Raw genomic sequence first — 20,571 nt, forward strand, 5'->3', positions numbered from 1 at the left:
TAAATAAAATCCCCCTGTTTTTTCAAAATATAATTTTAACGAATTCCCCGAAAGAATTCTCCTTCCTCAAGCGTGTGAAGGGCGTAGCCCAACGGTAGGTGGCAGATGAATTTCGGTTTGGCATAGCCAAAAACTTTTGATAAACTAGCTATATGAAGTTCTTTGATAACTTGATATATGAGGTTGCAGGAAGAAAATAGAGTGCGAAAACCAAGCCATTCGGTTCCTGCGTAAAATATCAACCGTACCAAAAGAGCGTCCAAGCGTTGGACATCTAGGGGTGGAACACCCCGAAGTAACGCTCAGGGAGACGAAAGGGTACTTTCGTCGTGGAACTGAGAAGCTCCCACTTCAAGCTTTGCTGAGTGGCGAGTAGTTCACAGCTACATTTTTATAATCACCCTGAATTTTTAATCAAATTTAGAAGTGCAATTGCACTTAAATAGTATTATTCTCACCGTAAAAAGTAATTTTTATTTATAAGTTTCCTATTATTAGCAGCAAAACTTTTGAATATAATGTGGTCTGTCGCAAGTATAATAGTGTAGACGCTTTATTTATTATTTTTGAAGTTAGTTTTAACTATATAATGGATTATGAAGGCCCACAAAAATCCTAAAACAGCTCCTATTAATACATCCAGCGGATAATGTACTCCTACCCAGACCCTTGAAAAAGCAATTAAAAAAGCTAACAATAAAAATGCTTTCCCTAAACGTTTTTCATATAAGCATAAAGTTATAGCTATTGCGAAGGCACTTGTAGCATGATCACTAGGAAAAGAAGCATTAGCGGTATGCTCAACAAGTTGTTTTATATTCAACTGAGAAACAAATGGTCGTTCTCTATAAAAAAACAATCCAATAATTCTATTCAACACAAAAGCAAAACAGCATGCTATAATAGCTTGAATTACACAGGTTCTATTTTTATATTTTTTGTTTAACCAAAGAATCATAAATAATAGTATGAACATATACTGAGCATATTCAGCAAAAAAAATCATTAAATAATCGATGTATACATTTCCTTTCACCTGCTCATTTATATACCGAAATCCATTATAATCTAGATTGTTTATTAAATTTAACATTTCTCCTCCATAAGCAAATATATTATCTGTTTTTTTATTGAAAATTGAGATATTTATTAACAGTCCCATTGCTATTAAATTAGCCATTAAAGAACTTCCACCAAAACTAATAAATGGAAGGGGGGTGCCTGTAAGAGGGAACATTCCCGTGACACCTCCTAAATTAGCAATAGATTGAAGACCTATCATACTCCCGATTTCTATTGATATTAGACTTCCAAATTGACTTTTACACTCTTGAACAATCTTAAAAGAGCGAAGTACTATAGTTAATAAACCAGTTAATATGATTAGTACCCCTATAATTCCAAGCTCCTCAGATACAATTGACATAATAAAATCAGTATGAGGCTCAGGTAAAAAACCTTCCTTTTGAATACTATTTCCAGATCCTATGGCAATAAATGAATTTACAAGTTGGTAACCATCCCCTTTTGCATCAAGAAATGGATTGAACACCGTTGTAATACGTGCCATTTGAACATCAGATAAACCAAACCTAAAAAGAAAGTATAAAGTCGGTACCCAAACAATTGAAGTAACAGCTATCCATTTCATTAAAATAAAAATGTTTATTCCAGAACATATAAACATACTTGCCCCTATTCCTGAAATTAATAATGCAGAACCTAGATTGGGTTGTTTGTATATCAAAAAGAACGTAAACATTAAAAGCAAAATAACTTTACCACTGCCTTGCCAATATGATTTTTGCACCTCTTGACGCTTTGAAAAAAAAACCTGCTAGTACAATAATCACACCCATTTTAATAAGTTCTGCAGGCTGTATTCCAAATATCCAAGATTGTGCATTATTAACAACTTTCCCTTTCCATAAAACTAAAAATAGTAATACAATACTTACAATTACAATACACACGGAAACTATGCGTTTTTTCCATATATGAAAAGGTAGTCCTATACAAATTATTAACCCTATTACTCCTAAAAAAAGTTTATTTAATTGAGAGCGAAAAAAGAAATCACCACTATAACCATAATTTTTTACTGCAACAATTGAGCTAACACTATACATCATCAAAATTCCAAATATAATTGTAACGATAAGCGAAAACACCAACGGATAATCCAGTAACTTGAATACTTTTTTCATTTCTATTCTCTCTTTCTCCATGCTTCCCACAATCTTGTCTACAAACTTTACGGGAACGAACCTAGGTATAAAAACTTAATATAAATTTTTTATAAGCCTAATAACATTTTTGCAATGGTAAAGTACAGAATTAACCCCGTCCCATCGACTAATGTCGTAATGAACGGACCTGAAATAACAGCTGGATCCAACTTTAACTTATTTAGAATCAAGGGTAATACAGATGAAACAATAGACGACCAAATAACAATGAATAATCCAGTTATAGCTACAACTTGTGCGACTTCTGTACCTACGCCTAAAGTGTACGCACGAATTAATGCCGCAACGGCTAATGTAAGCCCGAGTAAAATACCTACTAATGCTTCTTTTTTCATAACACGAAATATATCTTTAAATTTCACCTCATTTAGAGCTACAGCACGAACCAATGTAGTTACGACCTGTGTGCCTGTATTTCCACCAGTTCCAATTAACAATGGAATAAAGAAAGCCAGTGCAACTACATGAGTCAAAGTTTCTTCATAATGTCGAAGTACAGAACCAGTATACGCTTCCGCTACAAACAGAAGTAATAACCAACCTATACGTTTACGGTATATTTGCCAAATAGAGGTTTCGAAATATGGCTTATCTAATGGGGTGCTCCCCCCTAATTTTTGAATATCTTCAGTTGCTTCTTCTTCAAAAACATCCATTGCATCATCAAAGGTTATGATACCTATCATCCGATTATCCATCGTTGTTACAGGTATAGCAGATAAATCATAATCCATTAGCTTTTGTACAGCTTCCTGCTGGTCTAGGTCCACTGAAACTGAAATAACATCTGATGCCATTATTGACGATAAAGTCTTATCATCTGAGGCTAGCAATAATTCACGAATAGAAACAATTCCATTAAGCTGACCACGCGTATCCAGAACATAAATATACGAAATTGATTCAACCCCTGCCCCAATTTTTCTAATATGCGACAGCGTATCTTTCACTTTCCAATTTTCCCTGGCGGCAATATAGTCAATTGTCATCAGACTGCCCGCTGTTCCAGATTGAAAAACCAGCAGACTTCTAATTCTTTGTTGAGATTCTTCAGACATAAGTTGTATCAGCTTTTTAGCCTGAAGTGCATGAATTGAAAGAATTACATCAACAAGGTCATCAATAGATTGCCTTGCTAATAGCTCTTCACCTTTATCCAAAGGCAAATTGGTACAAATATTATATTGCTCCTCTGGAGTAAGGTAACTAAGAATTTTCGCACCTTTTTCAGTTGGAAAATATTTCATTAAAGATATCTGATCTTTATGATGAAAATCTTTCATTTCCATTGCAATATCATAGGATTGAGTTTTTATAAGCTCTCGCACTAAGTGTATGTCTTGTGTCTTTAATAATTGTTGCAAACATTTTTTCATCGTAATTCCTCCTTAAGGACAATGGTACTTGTTATCATTTTCCCACTTCTGGGCAAACAAATTTCTTAATAAATATGGGATCAATATCATCAATCATTAGTTTTCCCCCCTTTTATAAGAGATTTATTACAAATAAAATTTTGCATATAAAAAACCTCCCCTAGTGATTCAACTAAAGGAGGTTGATTTAAAAAAGACATAGCTAAATAAAGCTCATTCCCCCTAGTTGAGTTTTGGCACTATACAACGTAAAGGATGAATCATTCATCACTTAGCTATCTTAAGAAGAGCCTTAATCCGACAATTCCTGTTCTACCCATTGGCATCTTTCGATATTTTTGGGCAATAGCCTGTGTTTGTATAGGAGCCTCACCTAACAGGTTATAAATATTTTAAATTTTTTGTTCGTTTCGTGTTAAAGCATATCCACTATTTTTGAACTTGTCAAGTAATAATAAAACTTATTTCTTCATTTTTTGATATCAAATCATTCCCAAAACATAGATATAAACAACTGTATACTAATTTATATTTATACAACGAACTTTACAATTTATGCGCTAAATTTTCTAAACTATAAACTATTATACAAATGAAATGATTTATAGATTTCCTTATATAAATCTCTCGCAATATTTAAAATTTAAATATAAAAAAGTAGAAAGCATTCTTGCTAACAAGAATACTTTCTGTTTTACACGAGTCTTTTAGTAACTATTTATTTTTAGTAAAAAGGATATAACTCGGGTCATAATATACCCATTGATCATCATCAATACTTAACCATCCATTTTGTTCCTTATATACAGAATATGATTCATTTTTATTTAGTTTCCGAATTACTTCATAAGCCGTCCCGGGTCCCTTGCGCAGATTTACTCCAGAACCAGTTATGGTAACAACACCTATTGTATTATTGTTATCATTATTTAATACATGTAGCATTCTATTCAGAAAGGCAGCGGCTTCTCCGCGAGTGGCTGTACCTTTGGGCATAAATTCGTTTTTTTCATTTCCTTTTACAATCCCTAGTCCATAAACACGTTGTACAGCTTGTTTATCATACGCTAAGTTCTGATCAGTAAAAGGCAAGTCTACTAGCTTTCCAATAATATTTTTATATTGTAACGCTCGATCAATCATAATGACCACTTCATCACGCTTAATTGTGTCATTTGGAGCAAAAATATTATCTCCTCTACCACTAATGATTCCAGCTGCTGCTGCACGATTAATCCCATCTATTAATGAGGGGTGTGCCGTATTAAGATCAGTAAATTTTGAAGTACCCTCAGGCAACTTTAAGGCTCTAGTAATAAATGTTGCAAATTCTGCTCGAGTAACAAGACGATCCGGCCAATATGAACCTTGTCCATCTCCTACCATAATCCCTTGCGATGCTAATTCACGAATATCTTTTTCATACCAACCACCGGTAATATCATCTTTATTGTTAGCGTTATAATAGTTTTTTGTACCAACTAAAAAATCATTCCAAGCATCTCTTTTAATCATTTTTGATGGACAAATTTTCCCGCTCCAATTTTGATGTTTAACCACATGATCTATAGTAATATCTAACTCCCTCATCAAATATGCTGTTAATTTACGAGCGTTATCCACAGATTTATCATAATTCCCATCACTATTTACAGCAATTTCAATTGCAATGGATTGTCTATTTCCAGTTCCATTCGTTCCATCACCTGCATGCCACCCGTTCTCATCTAAAGGTAGATGTTGATAAATCTCTTTATCATCCACTGTAAAATGCCACGAAGCAGCACGATCTGTATTCCCTGTTGCTTGATTATATAAATATTGTGCGTGATTTTTTGCACCTGCCCCTGGGCTCTCATTATCTGTTTCATGAATTGTAATATACTTTGCATTCATCGCATATCCAGGACGAATATTATCGTTACCTTTTGGAACCATCCATTCTGTAAATGGTACACCATATATATTACTAGTAGCAGCTCTTTGTTTAATAAGTGAAGGCTTTGACCCTTTAAATTTTACAGAAGGCGACTTTATCCATTTGATCTCACCATTAGTTTGTATTTGAAACCAATCTCCTGCCTGTGTTATAGCATCTAGTGTTTGGGGTTCTAAACTACCATTTTCTTCAAATTCATCAAATGGAGATGAATAAACTTCTGTTTTCTCATTAATTACTATTTTTCTTGAATCACTTGGTAAAGTATAGATATTTCTTTCTATAAAGGTTTGATTACTATTATATATCCAACCTTCTCCCGAGCTTGTTTGAACAAAATACCAGTCACCATTCTTCTTTGTTCCTGTTGCTATTTGTTTAGGTATTTCACTGGTAACAGTAGATTGTATATTAGGAGAATCATATAAAGTAGTTTGTTTTTGGATATTTACAATAAAGTTTCCTTGTATTTCACCATTTTCATCTATTTTATCCCCTTTTCCATCCTCATCTCTCATATCATCTTCAATACTCTTTATCGCTTCTATATCAGAAGACGTTATTTTAGTTCCCGTTACTACATTTTCTACTGAATCTGCAAACGAAGTAGTAGGAATGTTTATGTTTACTATTTGAAGTACCATGACCGTTGCTAAGACGTTATAAAGTCGTTTATTCATATTAATTTTTAACACACAATGCACGTATTACGCTGTGTTAAATCCCCCTCCTTTTTTAAAATAGTTTTAGCAAATTTACAAATGAAATTAATTTCAATATTCTGTAATTTTATACTAAAAACCACCATTTCTGTATTATTGTATATAAATAAAAGTGGAAATTATCTTTAATAACAGTTCTCCCTCCTCTTCCCATAATCATATTTCTAATAATTACACGCATTTTAGAGTAGCGTATAAAAAAAGAACTACAATGATAAAGAATAATTTACCTCTTGAATTTCAGAGTTTAACAAAATTTTATGCAGTGAATATGGGGAAATTATGTCCGTTATTTTAATTCAAATATTTATCTATAGTAATTATATACTCATAATAATTAATCAAGAGACGCTTATAAAAAAGCTGCTGATCCCTTCTATATAGACATGTTCATCCTCTTTTAAATTTCAATATAATAATTTTTGGTATAAAGATATTTCTATATTTAGAGTAAGACAGCACAATAAATTTGAGTATTTATATCATTTTATTTATTTCAAATAGTATTTCAAGTAAAATAAGGAATTTTTTTCTTTTTTTATTTTTCTGTATTTTCTAATTTCATATGTTATAATGAAAAAAACTTAAATTTCGACATTTTTCGTCAAAAAAAAGGAGAGTGCTCTATGAAACAATCGTTAACTTTTAAAGAAACAATCCCTATTGGACTTATGCTGTTTGCAATATTTTTCGGTGCAGGTAATATGATATTCCCTCCATTATTAGGATATTCATCTGGAACCAATATTTGGATATCAATTTCGGGATTTGTTGTGAGTAGTATTGGACTTCCATTACTAGCCATCGCTGCTATTTCCCTTTTTGGTGGAAATGTTAGTACCCTTGCTAGTAGGATTCACCCCGCCTGTGGTGTTATTATCCCTCTTATCATTTATTTAGCAATTGGCCCTTTTTTCGCCATTCCTCGTACAGGCACTGTTTCATATGAAATGGCAGTTGCCCCCTTTTTAAGTAACAACATGCAAAATCAATGGTATATATTACTCCTATACACATTTGTATATTTCGCTATAACGTATTATCTATCTTTAAATCCCTCTAAATTGGTAGATAGAATTGGAAAATATTTAACTCCGCTGTTACTAATCATGATTAGTATTATTATTGTTAAAGCAATTTCTTCACCAGTTGGATCTATTTCAACACCCTCTGATTCATATCAGCAAGCTCCTTTTTTCAAAGGATTTATTGAAGGATTTTTAACAATGGATGCCCTTGCTGCTCTCGTATTTGGAATTATCGTAATTAACGCTATAAAAGAAAAAGGTGTTACAAATAAAAAATCCATTGCTAAATCTACTATAGTAGCAGGGCTTATAGCCGCATTTGGATTATCTATCATATATATATCACTTGCTTATATTGGAGCTACTTCTCAAACATTTGGCACATTTGAAAACGGAAGTGTGTTATTAACAAATGTAGTACAACATCTATTTGGACAATATGGTCTTTCCTTATTAGGAACTACAATGTTATTCGCATGTTTAACTACATCTGTAGGACTCGTTTCAGCATGTGGGAGATTTTTCACAACACTATTTCCAAAGATTTCTTATAACAAAATCATTTTAATTATTTGCTTATTTAGCTTTGGAGTATCAAACCTTGGTTTGTCTATGCTAATTAAACTTTCCCTACCCATCCTAATTGTTATCTATCCTGTAGCAATTGTGCTAATTATCCTCGCTTTTTTTGATCGATTTATAAAAGATAAGCAGGCTGTCTATGTTGGATCAGTTTTAGGAGCATTACTGATTAGTATAGTACAAGGATTAGAAACAGCAGAACTTGCTAGTGACTCGTTGCTTACTTTCATGCAATACGTTCCTCTATACAATGAAGGAATGGGATGGATTTTAATAGCCTTACTTGGTAGTTTGATTGGTTTGATGATTTCAGGAAGAACTAAACAATGTTCTACTACCTAAAATCATTAAGGCAATTGTAATCATTGGAACAATGTAACTCTAAAGGGGCGTCTGATTCCTGTACAAAAAGAAAATATATAAACGAAAATAGTATCGGGATTGAATTTTTCCTGGTAATAACATTATGGTAGCTTCTTTGAACTCCCCCCACTTAACAATCTTACGAGATGTTTGAAGTGGTGGATTCCTGCGAACATCGATATATCCACCAGTTATCTTAGCAGGCTCTTCCCGTAGTTCCTACGGTAAGAACTGAAGTGTCTTGTACGTTGACTCATCACGCTTCCTACTTTAGCTTGGTTTTCGCAACTTCGGCAAGCGTGGGACGATGGAACGTTGAAGATTTTACGATTGCAACGATTTTTCTGCAACCAACCTCATATCTTCAGTTTTCAAAGAGCAATCTGTACAAGTATATTGTAGCAACCGTTTTGACTTACGCCATCCGACATTTATCTCCCGCCTACCTGCTGGTGCTATCACACCTTCACACAAATTGAGGAGGAAGTGTTCTGTCGGAAAAAGATAAAATAATCTTTGCACATCATGTTTCCACTTATTTTCTTTGTCATACTGAATCCACGTCTTTTTAAATAAATATATATTCATTAGAATAAGGAGGAGTAAGCATATGGATTTTATTAAAGATGTAATCACTCCCATCCACAAATTCATTGGAATTACAAATGAATTTTTATGGGGTTACATCCTAATTGCTCTTTTAATTGGGGTTGGATGCTATTTTACAATTCAAACAAGGTTTGTACAATTTCGCTATGTTGGTGAAATGATTCGCTTACTTAGTGATGGTGCAAGTTCCTCAACTCGTAAAGCACAAAAAGAAAAAAATGGAGTTTCTTCTTTTCAAGCATTTTGCATGAGTACAGCTTCTCGCGTTGGTACAGGAAATCTAGCTGGTGTCGCCATTGCGATCTCCACCGGCGGACCCGGTGCAATATTTTGGATGTGGCTTATCGCAATAATTGGAGGAGCTTCTGCATTTGTTGAAAGTACACTTGCTCAAATATACAAAGTAAAAGATGGAAATAAATTTCGAGGCGGTCCAGCTTACTATATGGAAAAAGGATTAAATAAACGCTGGATGGGAGTTGTTTTCTCAATTTTAATTACAGTTTGCTTTGGTCTTGTGTTTAATGCTGTTCAAGCGAATACGGTTACGCTAGCATTTGAAAACGCATTCAACCTAGAGCCTACAATTGTCGGCTGTATACTAGTAGGTTTGATAGCACTAATCATTTTTGGAGGCGTAAAACGGATTGCTCGTGTCGCAGAAATGATTGTACCATTTATGGCGATTCTTTATGTTGGTGTTGCACTATTTGTGGTTATTACAAATATTACGCAAGTTCCTATTTTATTAAAAGAAATTTTGCTGCATGCTTTTGGTATTAAGGAAGTTGTAGGCGGAGGGCTTGGTGCTGCGATTCTTCTAGGAGTAAAGCGTGGTTTATTTTCAAATGAAGCTGGCATGGGAAGTGCGCCAAACGCAGCTGCGACTGCCAATGTTACACATCCTGTTAAACAAGGATTTATTCAAACGCTTGGTGTTTTTACGGATACACTAATAATTTGTAGTTGTACTGCATTTATGATCCTTCTATCCGATATGCACAATGCTACAGACCTGAATGGGATTCAATTAACACAAGAAGCATTAAAAACTCATATTGGACCATGGGCACCTACCTTTGTAGCAATAGCTATTTTTCTATTTGCCTTTAGTTCTCTCGTTGGGAACTATTATTATGGGGAAACAAACATTGAGTTCTTAAGTGGTAGTAAGACATTATTACTGATATATCGTATTTCGGTAATTGGTATGGTAATGCTAGGTTCTATAGCAACGGTTAAAATTGTGTGGGATATTGCAGATTTATTCATGGGGATTATGGCCATTTTCAACCTAATTGCAATCATCCTCCTTGGAAAATATGCTTTCTCCGCCCTCAAAGATTATATAAGGCAAAAGAAAGCCGGAAAAGATCCGATTTTCTATGCAACTAATATTCCTAATTTAAATAATACTGAATGCTGGAACAGCGAAAGCACCCAAGAAAAGATTGGATAACAAAAATCTTTTCTTAAATACAGAGGAGTCAATTTTTAGAATACCGAAGATGCACCTTTATTCAGGTCGTTTATTAAATACAGATTATATGAACACAACTAAAAAGTTGTGGAAATAGGAAATTATGAACTTGCACGTTTATAATATTTCAGACAATATCTATCCATTTCACCAAAAATTTTATTAACCTTCAGATGAATTAGAGAGAATACATTTAATAAAAAGGAAAAGGACGTATTAGTTATGCACTGTATTCAAACAAATAACCTAGAACAATTACTAGAGCAAGTACAATCATATACAAAAAAAGGGAAACTGGCTACTTATATCCCAGAACTAAGAAATGCAAATCCAGATGATTTAGGGATTGCAATTTATCATAAAGAAACAGATTATATCCATGCTGGGAACTCCCAAACGCTTTTTACCCTTCAAAGTATTTCAAAAGTAATTACGCTTGCACTTGCACTTTTAGAGCGTGGCGAAGAGTATGTATTTTCTAAAGTTGGAATGGAGCCAACTGGGGACCCTTTTAATTCTATTATAAAACTAGAAACAGCTAACCCTTCTAAACCACTCAATCCAATGATTAACGCAGGAGCACTAGCGATTACAAGTATACTAACAGGGGATAGTAATGATGAGAAGATGGAACGGATTCTTTCCTTTGTGCGTGATATTACGGACAATCCTACGATTAATTACTCTTCAAAAGTAGCCGGCTCTGAATTAGAAACAGCTTACTTGAATCGTTCTCTTTGCTACTATATGAAACAAAATAACATTATCAATGGCGATGTAGAGGCGTTAATGGACTTATACACACGTCAATGCGCAATTGAGGTAAACTGCATTGATTTAGCACGGATTGGTTTGATTTTTGCAATGGATGGATATGATCCATATAGAAAAAAACAAATCGTTCCGGAACATATAACAAAAATTTGTAAAACATTTATGGTCACATGCGGCATGTACAACGAATCTGGTGAATTTGCAATTCGCGTCGGAATACCCGCCAAGAGTGGGGTTGCCGGTGGGATATTCGGATGCGTAAAAGGGGAAATGGGAATTGGTATTTTTGGACCCGCTCTAGATGCTAACGGAAATAGTATAGCTGGTTTTAAAATACTAGAACTACTTTCCGCACAAGAAGGCTGGAGTATGTTTTAACGAATTCCCCGAAAGAATTCTCCTTCCTCAAGCGTTGGACATCTAGGGGTGGAACACCCCGAAGTAAAGCTCAGGGAGACGAAAGGTTACTTTCATCGTGGAACTGAGAAGCTCCCACTTCAAGCTTTGCTAAGTGGTGAGTAGTTCACATTCATAAGTTATTATCTAACTGCTGGTGTTCACCATCCAATAAAACCAGTAACTACATCCAAAAAAGTGCTCCTAGATTTATCTAGGAGCACTTTTTTAGGAAATACTCTTCTCTCCATGCTTTGCCTCACACCCAAAAATAAGGGAGCAGATTCTACTCTATAGGTTGACTGTGAATTTGTCGATTCATGGTAACCCAAGTGGTTGTAAACAATATCATTAATAGCATTACAATGATATATAATCCGGTTTGAGGTATCATGGTACCAATCATTACGCCCATCAATAAGAGGGTTGGAATTTGAATAGTCTTAAGTTTTTATTTTCATACATCTAAAGAATCCACGATACCTCTATAAAAGTGAATTCATTACTCAAAAACCTCCCTAAACAACTCATGTACTGCTTTACCTTGATGAAAACGAATTTCCTCTACGTTTTCATGTAATACAATATTTCCGTCTTTTAAAAAGATTACCTCATCAAATGTATTTTCGATTTCTTCTATTAAATAATTTTTTACACCATAACACAAAAAAGACATGAGTCTATACTTCTCAATGACTCATGTCTTTTCTTTTTAAAGTTTATTCTACCGTTTTTATTAAAAGCAAATACTTCTACTTTGTGCTACTATATCGAAACACATACTTTATTTTATAAAAAGTATTATTTTAATTTTGTCAATTCCCAACATTGAGCATCTGTACCATTGTCTGGCCATTGTTGAATATTAGCACCATTGTTTTGTATACTACTCTTCAGATCAAGTAATTGGCCGCTATGCTTAGCTATCAATTTAAGCGTTCCATCCGAATTTTTTTCGATTTTCCATTTTTGATTATCTCCACCAATGTCTTCCCATTGTTCTACATTCGCACCATCACTGTTTGAAGCTCCGGACACAGTAAGCAATTTCCCACTATGAACTGCTTTGATTTTATAATACCCATCCAGCTTCTCTAGTTCCCATTTTTGATGATCTCCGCCGTTATAATCCCATTGTTGGACGTTTACACCATTATCCATTGAGGCGCTAGATATATCTAATACTTTTTGACTTCCTTTATTTTTGATGATATAGACACCACTGTAGTCAATCCCTTCAATACCATCGCAACAAAGTATTTTTGCTTTTTGCAATGTATCTTGTTGCAATTTTTCGTCTAAAATTATTTTTGTTAGTTTGTGGGTCAACTGTTCATTCTCATTGAGTAATTCTTCTGCACTCTGCTTCCCTTCGTTGAAGGCCCGAATTGCATCTTGTATTTTTAATTTTTCTGCTACGATTACTCCTGCAGCCGCTAACTCAGCTTCTCCAATACCTGTCACGATTTTCTTCTGTGCTTCTTTACAATTGCTTTCGTGAATAGCTGTCACTTCATTCGTCATTTCTACTTTACGATAAATTTGTCCATCAGGAATAAGCTTATATTTATAATCAACTTTTGCTTTGTTTGTCACTTTCTTAGGCACTGGGTTATCAATCAACACTTGGAAGGTGACTCTGGTCGTCGTCCCGGGCTCTACCGTACCAATATTCACGCCACTTTCTATATTGCCTGAGAGAGGGCGCCCATCTATCTGTAAACTGCCTGGAACCAACTTCGTTCCATTTGGAACTTGATCCTCAATTACGACATCGGTCAGTTGTGTATCACCTGTATTAGCAAATTCAATGGTATAGGTTATAATGTTACCTGCCTTGACATAAACTGACATGTCTTGCCGTTTCACTACCTCTACCTCTACTTTTCGAATGACCGTAATGGCTTCATTACTATCTGCTGTACCTGAAGAGACCGGTAAGCCTGGGGCACTTTGGAAATCATACACGACAGTAGCTTTATTCACCGCTCTATTGTCTGGTGGCACTTTTAATACTAAGGCTTGAAAGGTAACTTCCGTCGGGCCTTCGATAGATATGGAACCAATGTCTACTCCTTTTATCGGATCTCCACCAGGTATAGGAACGCCATCGATCTGTAAGCTGCCTTCAACAAATTTTAATTCTGGTGGAAGAGTGTCTTTTAAAATAGTTTTTTGTGCTTCGGTCATTCCACTGTTTTCAATTAATAGAGTGTAAGTAAGGATTTCACCCACGATAGCTGCTTCTTTATTTACTTCTTTATTAATTTTGATTTCTGGACTATTCACATCAATTTGGACACCCAGACCTGTCACGATATAACCATCTGATTTCGAAGTCAGTTGAACTAATGCCTCCGTTTGTGAATTCTCCATAGCTGTAGAAGCGTCCACATTGGTAATATCCCAATTATAACGAACTGCTGGTCCGGCACTTCCTGGTATGACATTTACATTCCCATAGGTACCACTCGTATCCAGATTCCCTGCATCATCATTAATTTGTGAAGCAAAGAAGTTGTCAATCGGATTATTGGGACCTGAAATGGGCTTTAAAGAAGAGGCATCTTTTCCAAAAAGTAACTGATCTCCTGGAATCTTTGAATCTCCTTCCATTGCGGTTAGCAACAATCTTGCTTTGACATCACCAAGTTCAGGCGTAGAGAAGCCAGAAATTTTCTGGCTTACTGATCCCGTTTTCTCAATCGATGCAGTTCCGACATGAATGTTCATATTTCGAAGAGGCAGTGTAGGATCTTTATAAACCACAGATAAAGTCCATCCCCCCACGTTGTTCCCTTTATATCTTTGTACTGTCGCTGGTACACCACTGACAGTATAATTACCAGCCCCACCTGCATCTATAAAACTAGTAACATTGGCAGAGCGAACATAAAATATTTGGTTCGCCTGAGCTACTTGCTGACTCGTAGTCGGATCTGGCGTAATGAGGGTACTCCCTTTTGGCGAGATTAACGTTATGGCCCGATCTATTTCACTCGTCACATCCTCGGTACTCGTTTTTGTTGATCCACCCCAAATTAGCTCTGCATATAATACTATGCTTCCCGTAGGTAAGCGAAGCTGTGCAGCAGAAGCATTTTCTTTCCAATCCAGTGTGGTACCTGCAGGATATCCTGGTACCTGCTTAGACAAATCTAATGTGATAAATGCACCAATATCTGTATAACTGATATTGGTATTACTTAGACCCAGTGTGTTGCCAGTAAAAGTAACCGCTCCATTAGTCGTGGTTGAATATCGCTGAATAAACGCCATGATTCTCACCCTTTCTCTATTTATCTATTTCTATCCCTACTTACAACCACAACATAGGTCTTTAACTTGATCTAACTTTTTCTTCAACTCTTTTTCCAGATTAGCAATTTGCTGAACTGCTTTCTTTGCACTCTTGTTAATTGCTAGCAAATCCGTCACTTTAATCCGGCCACCTCGGAATGAATTAATTGCTGCTTGAATCTTTTCGCCTTCCATGTAAAGAATCGTGGCTAGGCCTTTTTCCTCTTGTGCGATGGAATGAATGATTAAGTCACGTGACCATTCACAGGTTGTTCGTCCTGCTGGCACATTGGTTTGTACTTCGTTACTGACCGCATCTACATAACCACCTGAATACTGAGAGCCCATGTAAGCTTTATTCCTAATCACTCCACTAGAATGAGGTTTAATCACTTCAACTTTAAATGTAATGATGATAGGCCCTTCAATGGATAGTCTATCAAGTACAATCGTTTTCGTTGGATCTTCACCAGGTTTTGATTCACCGTCAATTTCCACACTATTCGGGACAAACTGCACCTCTTCTGATAGAAAATCCTTAAAATGACAATTAGTAACATCAATTAGACTATCATTGGAAATGGTAAACGTATATGTTAGAATATCTCCTACCACCGCATCAATTTTGTCTACTTCCTTTTCTATACTCACTTTCGGAAAATTAGACATGTGCCTCTCCCTTTCTTTTCTGTAATTCATACCTTATTAGTGATGAATCAGATTCCCTATTTTTCAAAAGCATCTGAGGAAAAGTAAGACATCCTCTTCTTCTCTACTTACAACCACTACATAAATCCTGAATCGTATTTCTCTTGTTCTGTAGTTCTTGTTTCAATGTAGATAATGTTTGAGAAACACTATTTTCACTCTGAATAATCAAATTCTGTTCATTTTTTGTAATCCTGCCACTATTAAAGGCTTGATTTGCCGTCTTTATTTTTTCTGCTTCTGCATCCAGTAACTCCTGAATGGCCTTCTCTTCCTGTTTAATTGAAAATTCAATGGTACTTTGATTGTTCTCACAGTTAGTAGGAGGACGCACAATCACTTTTGTCTCTGTTATATTACTGGCCGCTTCTCCTTTTTTGATAGGCGTTCCAGAAGCACTTTCAAATTCATAATTTAAGGTGGCTTTATTTTTCACTAGCTCATCTGGAGGAATATTGATTACTTTCGCTTGAAATGTCACTTCAATCAGTTCTCCTGTTCCTACCATTCCTAGCTTAATCCCATTATTTACACTCACACTAGGTTGAGGCACACCATCCACAAAAACACTACCTGGAACAAACTTCAACTCTTTTGGAAGGATATCTTTCAAGATAGTGTTTTGTGCGTCAACCGGATCCATATTTGTTACAAGAACGGTATAAGTCAAAATATCTTTTACTTTTGCCTCATTTTTGTTTACTTTTTTATTTATTTCCATCTTCAGACTATCCTCCATTAATCTATTCGCCTCAGTTTTCATATTTACATACCCCCGACTTTGAGACATATTTCATCACCCTTTCCATCATCGAATCAAATTATATATGGATGTTATGAGCAAAAATCACAAATTTCTTGGGTAACAGCGAGTTTATCTTTAAGCACTGATTCTAGTACGATTAGGCTGTCTAACATATCCTCCACACTTTCATTGACAGCGATGAGATCTTGGACTCCTATTTTCTTATCTCCAAACGCACGAGCAGCTACTTCAATTTTTTCTGCTTCTGCCCGCATAATCCTAGCAATGCTTTGTTCCGCCTCAGCAATCGTTTGGATAATCTGATTTTTCCCTTCTTCACAGGTAGGTGGCTCAATCACTTCAATCCCAGGTTTGTTACTAATACTCGTCGCTGTCGATATAGGTAAATCTGGTCTACTCTGAAAATCAAAGATCATCGATGCTTGATTATGCACCACTTTATCATCAGGCTCTTTCATGATTTTCGCTTGATACGTGATGAGGACTGTTTCTCCTACAGCCAAAGTACCAATGTTCACACCCTTAGCAATATCTTGTCCTGGCCATGCCGCGCCTCTGATTCGTAAACTATCTGGTAAATATTCAAGTTCTGGATCTAAGTAGTCCTGAAGAATCACATTAGTCGCATCTACATAGCCATCATTTTTTACTTCCAAAGTGTAAGTTACTATTTCACCTACTACAGCTTGTTTTTTATCCCCCGACTTATTCATTTTTACGATTGGGCTATTGGCGTCAATCTGTACTCCATATCCACTCACCAAATAGGTATCTTGCGCCGTCGCAATACGGGCGATTGCCTCGGTTTGACTATGATGCAACGTGTGAGAAATATCTACATTCGTGATATCCCAACCCGATCGTACGCCAAATCCGTCTGATCCAAGAGGCTTATTGAGCGTTCCAGCAGTTCCACTAGTATCTAAATTTCCTAGATCATCGTTAATCTGCGACGCAAAAAAATTATTTCCAGGATTATTCGGCCCAGATATCACCGAAAGCGACGAACGATTGGGACCAAATTCAAAGCGATCGCCAGGAAGATTAGAGTTTCCTTCCAGTGCCGTAAGCATGACACGTCCCTGGATATCCCCACCTTCTGGGGTTTTAAAATTATAAATCAACTCATCCACTGGAGGATTAGACATAGAAATCACTTGAGACCCAACATAAATATTCATATTTCGAATTTTAAGTAATGGATGTTTATAAGCGACAGCCAACGTCCATCCCACTGTATTGGTAGAAGCTAGAAAAAAAGTACAATCTCTTACCGTTCCGGGAATACCACCTACTATATAAGTTCCAGCTCCACCTTTTTGTACAAATTCAGTTACATTCGCAGAGCGAACATAGAAAACTTGACCGCCAAAGACGGACTCTTCTCGTGCAGTGAAGGCATCTGGTGCGATGGATACAGTAGCAGCTGGGGTAGTAAAAGTAATCGAAGTATTGATAGCTGAACGAACATCAGTATATTGATCTTTAGTCGATCCACCCCAGATCAACTCGGCATACAATATTTCACTGTCTGCAGGGATTCTCAGCATAGCCAAAGAGGAATTTTCTTGCCAGTTCATTGTACTTCCAGCTGGATAGCCTGACACTTGTTTAGAACTATCTGTTGTCAAAAAAGCCCCGATATCTGTACTTCCATCTGCATAACCTAATGTATTTCCTGTAAATGTAATCGCACCATTGGTTGTTTGGGTGAAACGATGAATAAATGGCATATTCTTCCCCCTTTTCAATCTAAATAAAGCTATAAATTCTTGTGCTTCTTTCTCATTAATCTACTAACAACAAATCTGCTTAGCAATTTCTAATTTATCTTTTAATAATTTCTCCAACTGTGTAGCTTTTTGGACTACTTTTTCGACACTCTGATTAATCCTAGCAAGTTCTTGGGCAGAGATTCGTTCTTCTTCAAATGCCTTTACCGCTTCTTGTACCTTTACACTTTCTGCTTGAAGGATTTTCATCAAACCGAGCTCTTGTTGTGCTACTGATTCAAAAATCTGATTTTGTGCTTTTTGACAATCGGTCTCTAACCACGCCGTAATTAGGTTACTTGTTACTATTTCCTCACGCACATTGCTACCTGGTTTCAGCTGAAATTGATAAATTGCCTCTGCTTGGTTATCTACTTTCACTGGCAACGGACTCTGTAACGCTACTTGAAATGTAATCACAGCTGTTTGGCCAGGAATTAATGTACCAAGAGGAATTCCTGTTGTTAAATCATCAAGCACCGGTGCACCATTTACTTTTAAACTCCCTGGAACGAGTACCGTTCCTGTAGGTATGACATCTTTAATAGAAATTGCATTTACTGAAGTATCTCCATTATTGGTAATATCGAGCGTGTAGGTGATAATATCTCCCTTTTTATCGTAAACCGAACGATCTTCACTTTTCACGAGATCGACTTGTACATGCTTAATGATAGTATTTACTTCATTTGAGCTACTAGATCCTGATGTGAGAGGTAAACCCGCTGCACTTTGGAACTCGTAATCCAGCTTACCCGTATTAGTCACCTTTCCATCTGTAGGGACTGCAATCACTTTCACTTTAAATATGATCTCGACTGGCCCTTCTATGCTTACAAATCCGATATTGACTCCTTTAGCTGGATTTTCTCCGGGTTTGGCTTGCCCATCGATAGTTAAGCTGTTCTGCACAAATTCTAACTCATCTGGAAGAATATCTTTAAAAATGGAATTCTGAGCTTCTACTAGTCCACTATTTTCTACTAAAATTGTGTAAGTTAACTCATCTCCGACTATTGCTATATCTTTATCCACTTGTTTGTCTATCTTAAGTTCCGGACTATTCACATCAATTTGAATCCCTAATCCAGAAAGGATGAATCCATCCATATCTGTTTTGAACCGAGCAATCGCTTCAGTTTGTGAGATTTCCATGGCGTTTGAAATATCCACATTCGTAATATCCCAGCCATAGCGCTGTGTAGACTGTTTTTGCCCTGGGGTTACATTACTATTTCCCGCTGTCCCACTAGTATCTAAATTTCCACCATCATCATTAATCTGTGAAGCGAAAAAGTTATCCACTAAGTTATTCGGTCCAGAAATGGCTTGTAATTGGCCTGGGGATGGACCAAATAAAAATTGGTCCTTAGAAATGAAACTATCGCCTTCGATAGCAGTCAATAAAGCTCTTGCCTGAAACGGTTTGGATTCAGGTGTCCCAAAACCTTTAATTTTTTGATCCACTACATTCCCTCTTTCAACAGATGCCACACCAACATATAAGTTCATATTTCGTGAAGGTAAAGAAGGATTTTTATATATAACAGCAAGCGTCCATCCTGCTGCATTACTTTTACTTGGCCGTTGGATTGTGGCTGGTACCCCACTTACAGTATAAGAACCTGCCCCACTCGCCTTTATTAGTTTAGTAACATCAGCTGTACGAATATAAAATGTGTGATTTTCATGCACTACTACTTGGGCCGTTGTAGCATCAGGAGATATTGTTTGTATTGAACCTTGTGGGTTAGTTAAGGAAATGGGAACGTTAATATCTCCTGTAACATCCACTGCATTAAATTTTGAGGTACCTCCCCAAATCAACTCTGCATACAGCACTTCACTAGCTACAGGAAATTTCAGAACTGCTTGAGAAGCATTCAATTTCCAATTCAATGTACTACCTATTGGATAACTTGGGACTTGTTGGGTAAGATCCAACGTAATGAATGCTCCAATGTCATTATAGCTAGGATTATTCGAACCAAATCCTAGCGTATTACCTGTAAACGTCATCGCACCATTTGTAGTCGTTGTATAACGCTGAACTATTGACATTCTCTTCGTCCTTTCTATAACAACTAGAATAATAACTATTATTTTATTTTTTAATAAAACTTAAGCGGGGATTTCAATTCATATAATTGCCTCCTATGTAAATATTTGATAACACAAATTATATTTCACTCACTGAAAAACTATATCTATAATTAAATGTTCTTTCTATTTATCATTATTTATCTGATTTTTCAGGTAAATATATTTCAAATCCAGTTCTGCTGTTAAAATCATTTAATAGGAATACCACCACATCTCTATTAAGCTAATAATAAAAAAATGATATCATTCAAATTTTTCAGTTAACAATTATAAAGGTTTTGATATTTGGACAGATTGTAACTCCTAGTATTTATCGTTTGAAGGTTGGAACAATACAGACAAAAAAGCAACTAATTGAAATTGGTCGCTTTTTTGTCTTCTATTTACTTGGCCTCTTATCGTGA

At 35.9% G+C, this 20,571-nt stretch carries 11 protein-coding genes, 2 pseudogenes and 1 riboswitch; of the genes and pseudogenes, 3 read left to right on the forward strand and 10 right to left on the reverse strand.

Annotated elements, in window-relative coordinates; all coding sequences use genetic code 11:
- Positions 1-553: 553 nt before the first annotated feature.
- From JFT95_RS27705 to JFT95_RS27720, 4 genes and pseudogenes are all read right to left on the reverse strand, one after another.
- The gene (locus JFT95_RS27705; RefSeq protein ID WP_201054006.1) at positions 554-1,093 is read right to left on the reverse strand and encodes an undecaprenyl-diphosphatase; all 540 of its coding nucleotides are present in this window, start codon (positions 1,091-1,093) and stop codon (positions 554-556) included.
- Between the two features lie 33 nt (positions 1,094-1,126).
- Positions 1,127-2,207: pseudogene (locus JFT95_RS27710) on the reverse strand (FtsW/RodA/SpoVE family cell cycle protein); the annotation flags it as partial.
- A gap of 89 nt (positions 2,208-2,296) precedes the next feature.
- Positions 2,297-3,625, reverse strand: coding sequence for a magnesium transporter (gene mgtE, locus JFT95_RS27715; protein WP_201053850.1), 1,329 nt, complete (start codon positions 3,623-3,625; stop codon positions 2,297-2,299).
- 211 nt (positions 3,626-3,836) lie between these two features.
- Positions 3,837-4,013: riboswitch (M-box (ykoK) riboswitch) on the reverse strand.
- 326 nt (positions 4,014-4,339) lie between these two features.
- Positions 4,340-6,244 carry an S-layer homology domain-containing protein gene (locus JFT95_RS27720; RefSeq protein WP_201053852.1) on the reverse strand — a complete coding sequence of 635 codons (1,905 nt, stop codon included), beginning with the start codon at positions 6,242-6,244 and terminating at the stop codon, positions 4,340-4,342.
- A 668-nt stretch (positions 6,245-6,912) separates the two neighbouring features.
- Here JFT95_RS27720 and brnQ point away from each other — a divergent pair.
- From brnQ to glsA, 3 genes are all read left to right on the forward strand, one after another.
- On the forward strand, positions 6,913-8,238 hold the full coding sequence (brnQ, locus tag JFT95_RS27725) for a branched-chain amino acid transport system II carrier protein (protein ID WP_078204026.1): 1,326 nt from the start codon (positions 6,913-6,915) through the stop codon (positions 8,236-8,238).
- 631 nt (positions 8,239-8,869) lie between these two features.
- Entirely contained in the window at positions 8,870-10,327 is a 1,458-nt protein-coding gene (locus JFT95_RS27730) for an alanine/glycine:cation symporter family protein (RefSeq protein ID WP_116746609.1), read from the forward strand.
- Between the two features lie 243 nt (positions 10,328-10,570).
- Positions 10,571-11,500, forward strand: coding sequence for a glutaminase A (gene glsA / locus JFT95_RS27735; RefSeq protein WP_201053853.1), 930 nt, complete (start codon positions 10,571-10,573; stop codon positions 11,498-11,500).
- A 520-nt stretch (positions 11,501-12,020) separates the two neighbouring features.
- On the opposite strand, the pseudogene JFT95_RS27740 reads toward glsA, so the two are convergent.
- The 6 genes and pseudogenes from JFT95_RS27740 to JFT95_RS27765 all read right to left on the reverse strand — a co-directional run.
- Positions 12,021-12,161 (reverse strand): annotated as a pseudogene (locus JFT95_RS27740) (ABC transporter ATP-binding protein); the annotation flags it as partial.
- A gap of 158 nt (positions 12,162-12,319) precedes the next feature.
- Positions 12,320-14,797, reverse strand: a complete 2,478-nt coding sequence (locus JFT95_RS27745) for an RICIN domain-containing protein (RefSeq protein ID WP_201053854.1) — start codon at positions 14,795-14,797, stop codon at positions 12,320-12,322.
- 36 nt (positions 14,798-14,833) lie between these two features.
- Entirely contained in the window at positions 14,834-15,487 is a 654-nt protein-coding gene (locus JFT95_RS27750) for a DUF11 domain-containing protein (RefSeq protein ID WP_002169678.1), read from the reverse strand.
- Positions 15,488-15,590: 103 nt separating this feature from the next.
- Positions 15,591-16,316 (reverse strand): DUF11 domain-containing protein, encoded by a 726-nt coding sequence (locus JFT95_RS27755; protein WP_151304213.1) that lies wholly within the window; start codon positions 16,314-16,316, stop codon positions 15,591-15,593.
- 44 nt (positions 16,317-16,360) lie between these two features.
- The gene (locus tag JFT95_RS27760; RefSeq protein ID WP_002193452.1) at positions 16,361-18,025 is read right to left on the reverse strand and encodes an alpha-helical endospore appendage domain-containing protein; all 1,665 of its coding nucleotides are present in this window, start codon (positions 18,023-18,025) and stop codon (positions 16,361-16,363) included.
- Positions 18,026-18,088: 63 nt separating this feature from the next.
- Complete coding sequence (locus tag JFT95_RS27765; RefSeq protein WP_149191314.1) at positions 18,089-20,125, reverse strand: DUF11 domain-containing protein; 2,037 nt, start codon at positions 20,123-20,125, stop codon at positions 18,089-18,091.
- Positions 20,126-20,571 lie beyond the last annotated feature (446 nt).

The sequence above is a fragment of the Bacillus sp. TH17 genome (assembly GCF_016651125.1).
In the GTDB taxonomy this organism is placed as follows: domain Bacteria; phylum Bacillota; class Bacilli; order Bacillales; family Bacillaceae_G; genus Bacillus_A; species Bacillus_A mycoides.

Excerpts from the sequence above, each read along its gene's own strand:
- JFT95_RS27730 (WP_116746609.1), top strand. The coding sequence starts at position 8,870 with ATGGATTTTATTAAAGATGTAATCACTCCCATCCACAAATTCATTGGA.
- JFT95_RS27720 (WP_201053852.1), bottom strand. The coding sequence starts at position 6,244 with ATGAATAAACGACTTTATAACGTCTTAGCAACGGTCATGGTACTTCAA.
- JFT95_RS27760 (WP_002193452.1), bottom strand. The coding sequence starts at position 18,025 with ATGCCATTTATTCATCGTTTCACCCAAACAACCAATGGTGCGATTACA.
- JFT95_RS27755 (WP_151304213.1), bottom strand. The coding sequence starts at position 16,316 with ATGTCTCAAAGTCGGGGGTATGTAAATATGAAAACTGAGGCGAATAGA.
- glsA (WP_201053853.1), top strand. The coding sequence starts at position 10,571 with ATGCACTGTATTCAAACAAATAACCTAGAACAATTACTAGAGCAAGTA.
- JFT95_RS27705 (WP_201054006.1), bottom strand. The coding sequence starts at position 1,093 with ATGTTAAATTTAATAAACAATCTAGATTATAATGGATTTCGGTATATA.
- JFT95_RS27765 (WP_149191314.1), bottom strand. The coding sequence starts at position 20,125 with ATGTCAATAGTTCAGCGTTATACAACGACTACAAATGGTGCGATGACG.
- brnQ (WP_078204026.1), top strand. The coding sequence starts at position 6,913 with ATGAAACAATCGTTAACTTTTAAAGAAACAATCCCTATTGGACTTATG.
- JFT95_RS27745 (WP_201053854.1), bottom strand. The coding sequence starts at position 14,797 with ATGGCGTTTATTCAGCGATATTCAACCACGACTAATGGAGCGGTTACT.
- JFT95_RS27750 (WP_002169678.1), bottom strand. The coding sequence starts at position 15,487 with ATGTCTAATTTTCCGAAAGTGAGTATAGAAAAGGAAGTAGACAAAATT.
- mgtE (WP_201053850.1), bottom strand. The coding sequence starts at position 3,625 with ATGAAAAAATGTTTGCAACAATTATTAAAGACACAAGACATACACTTA.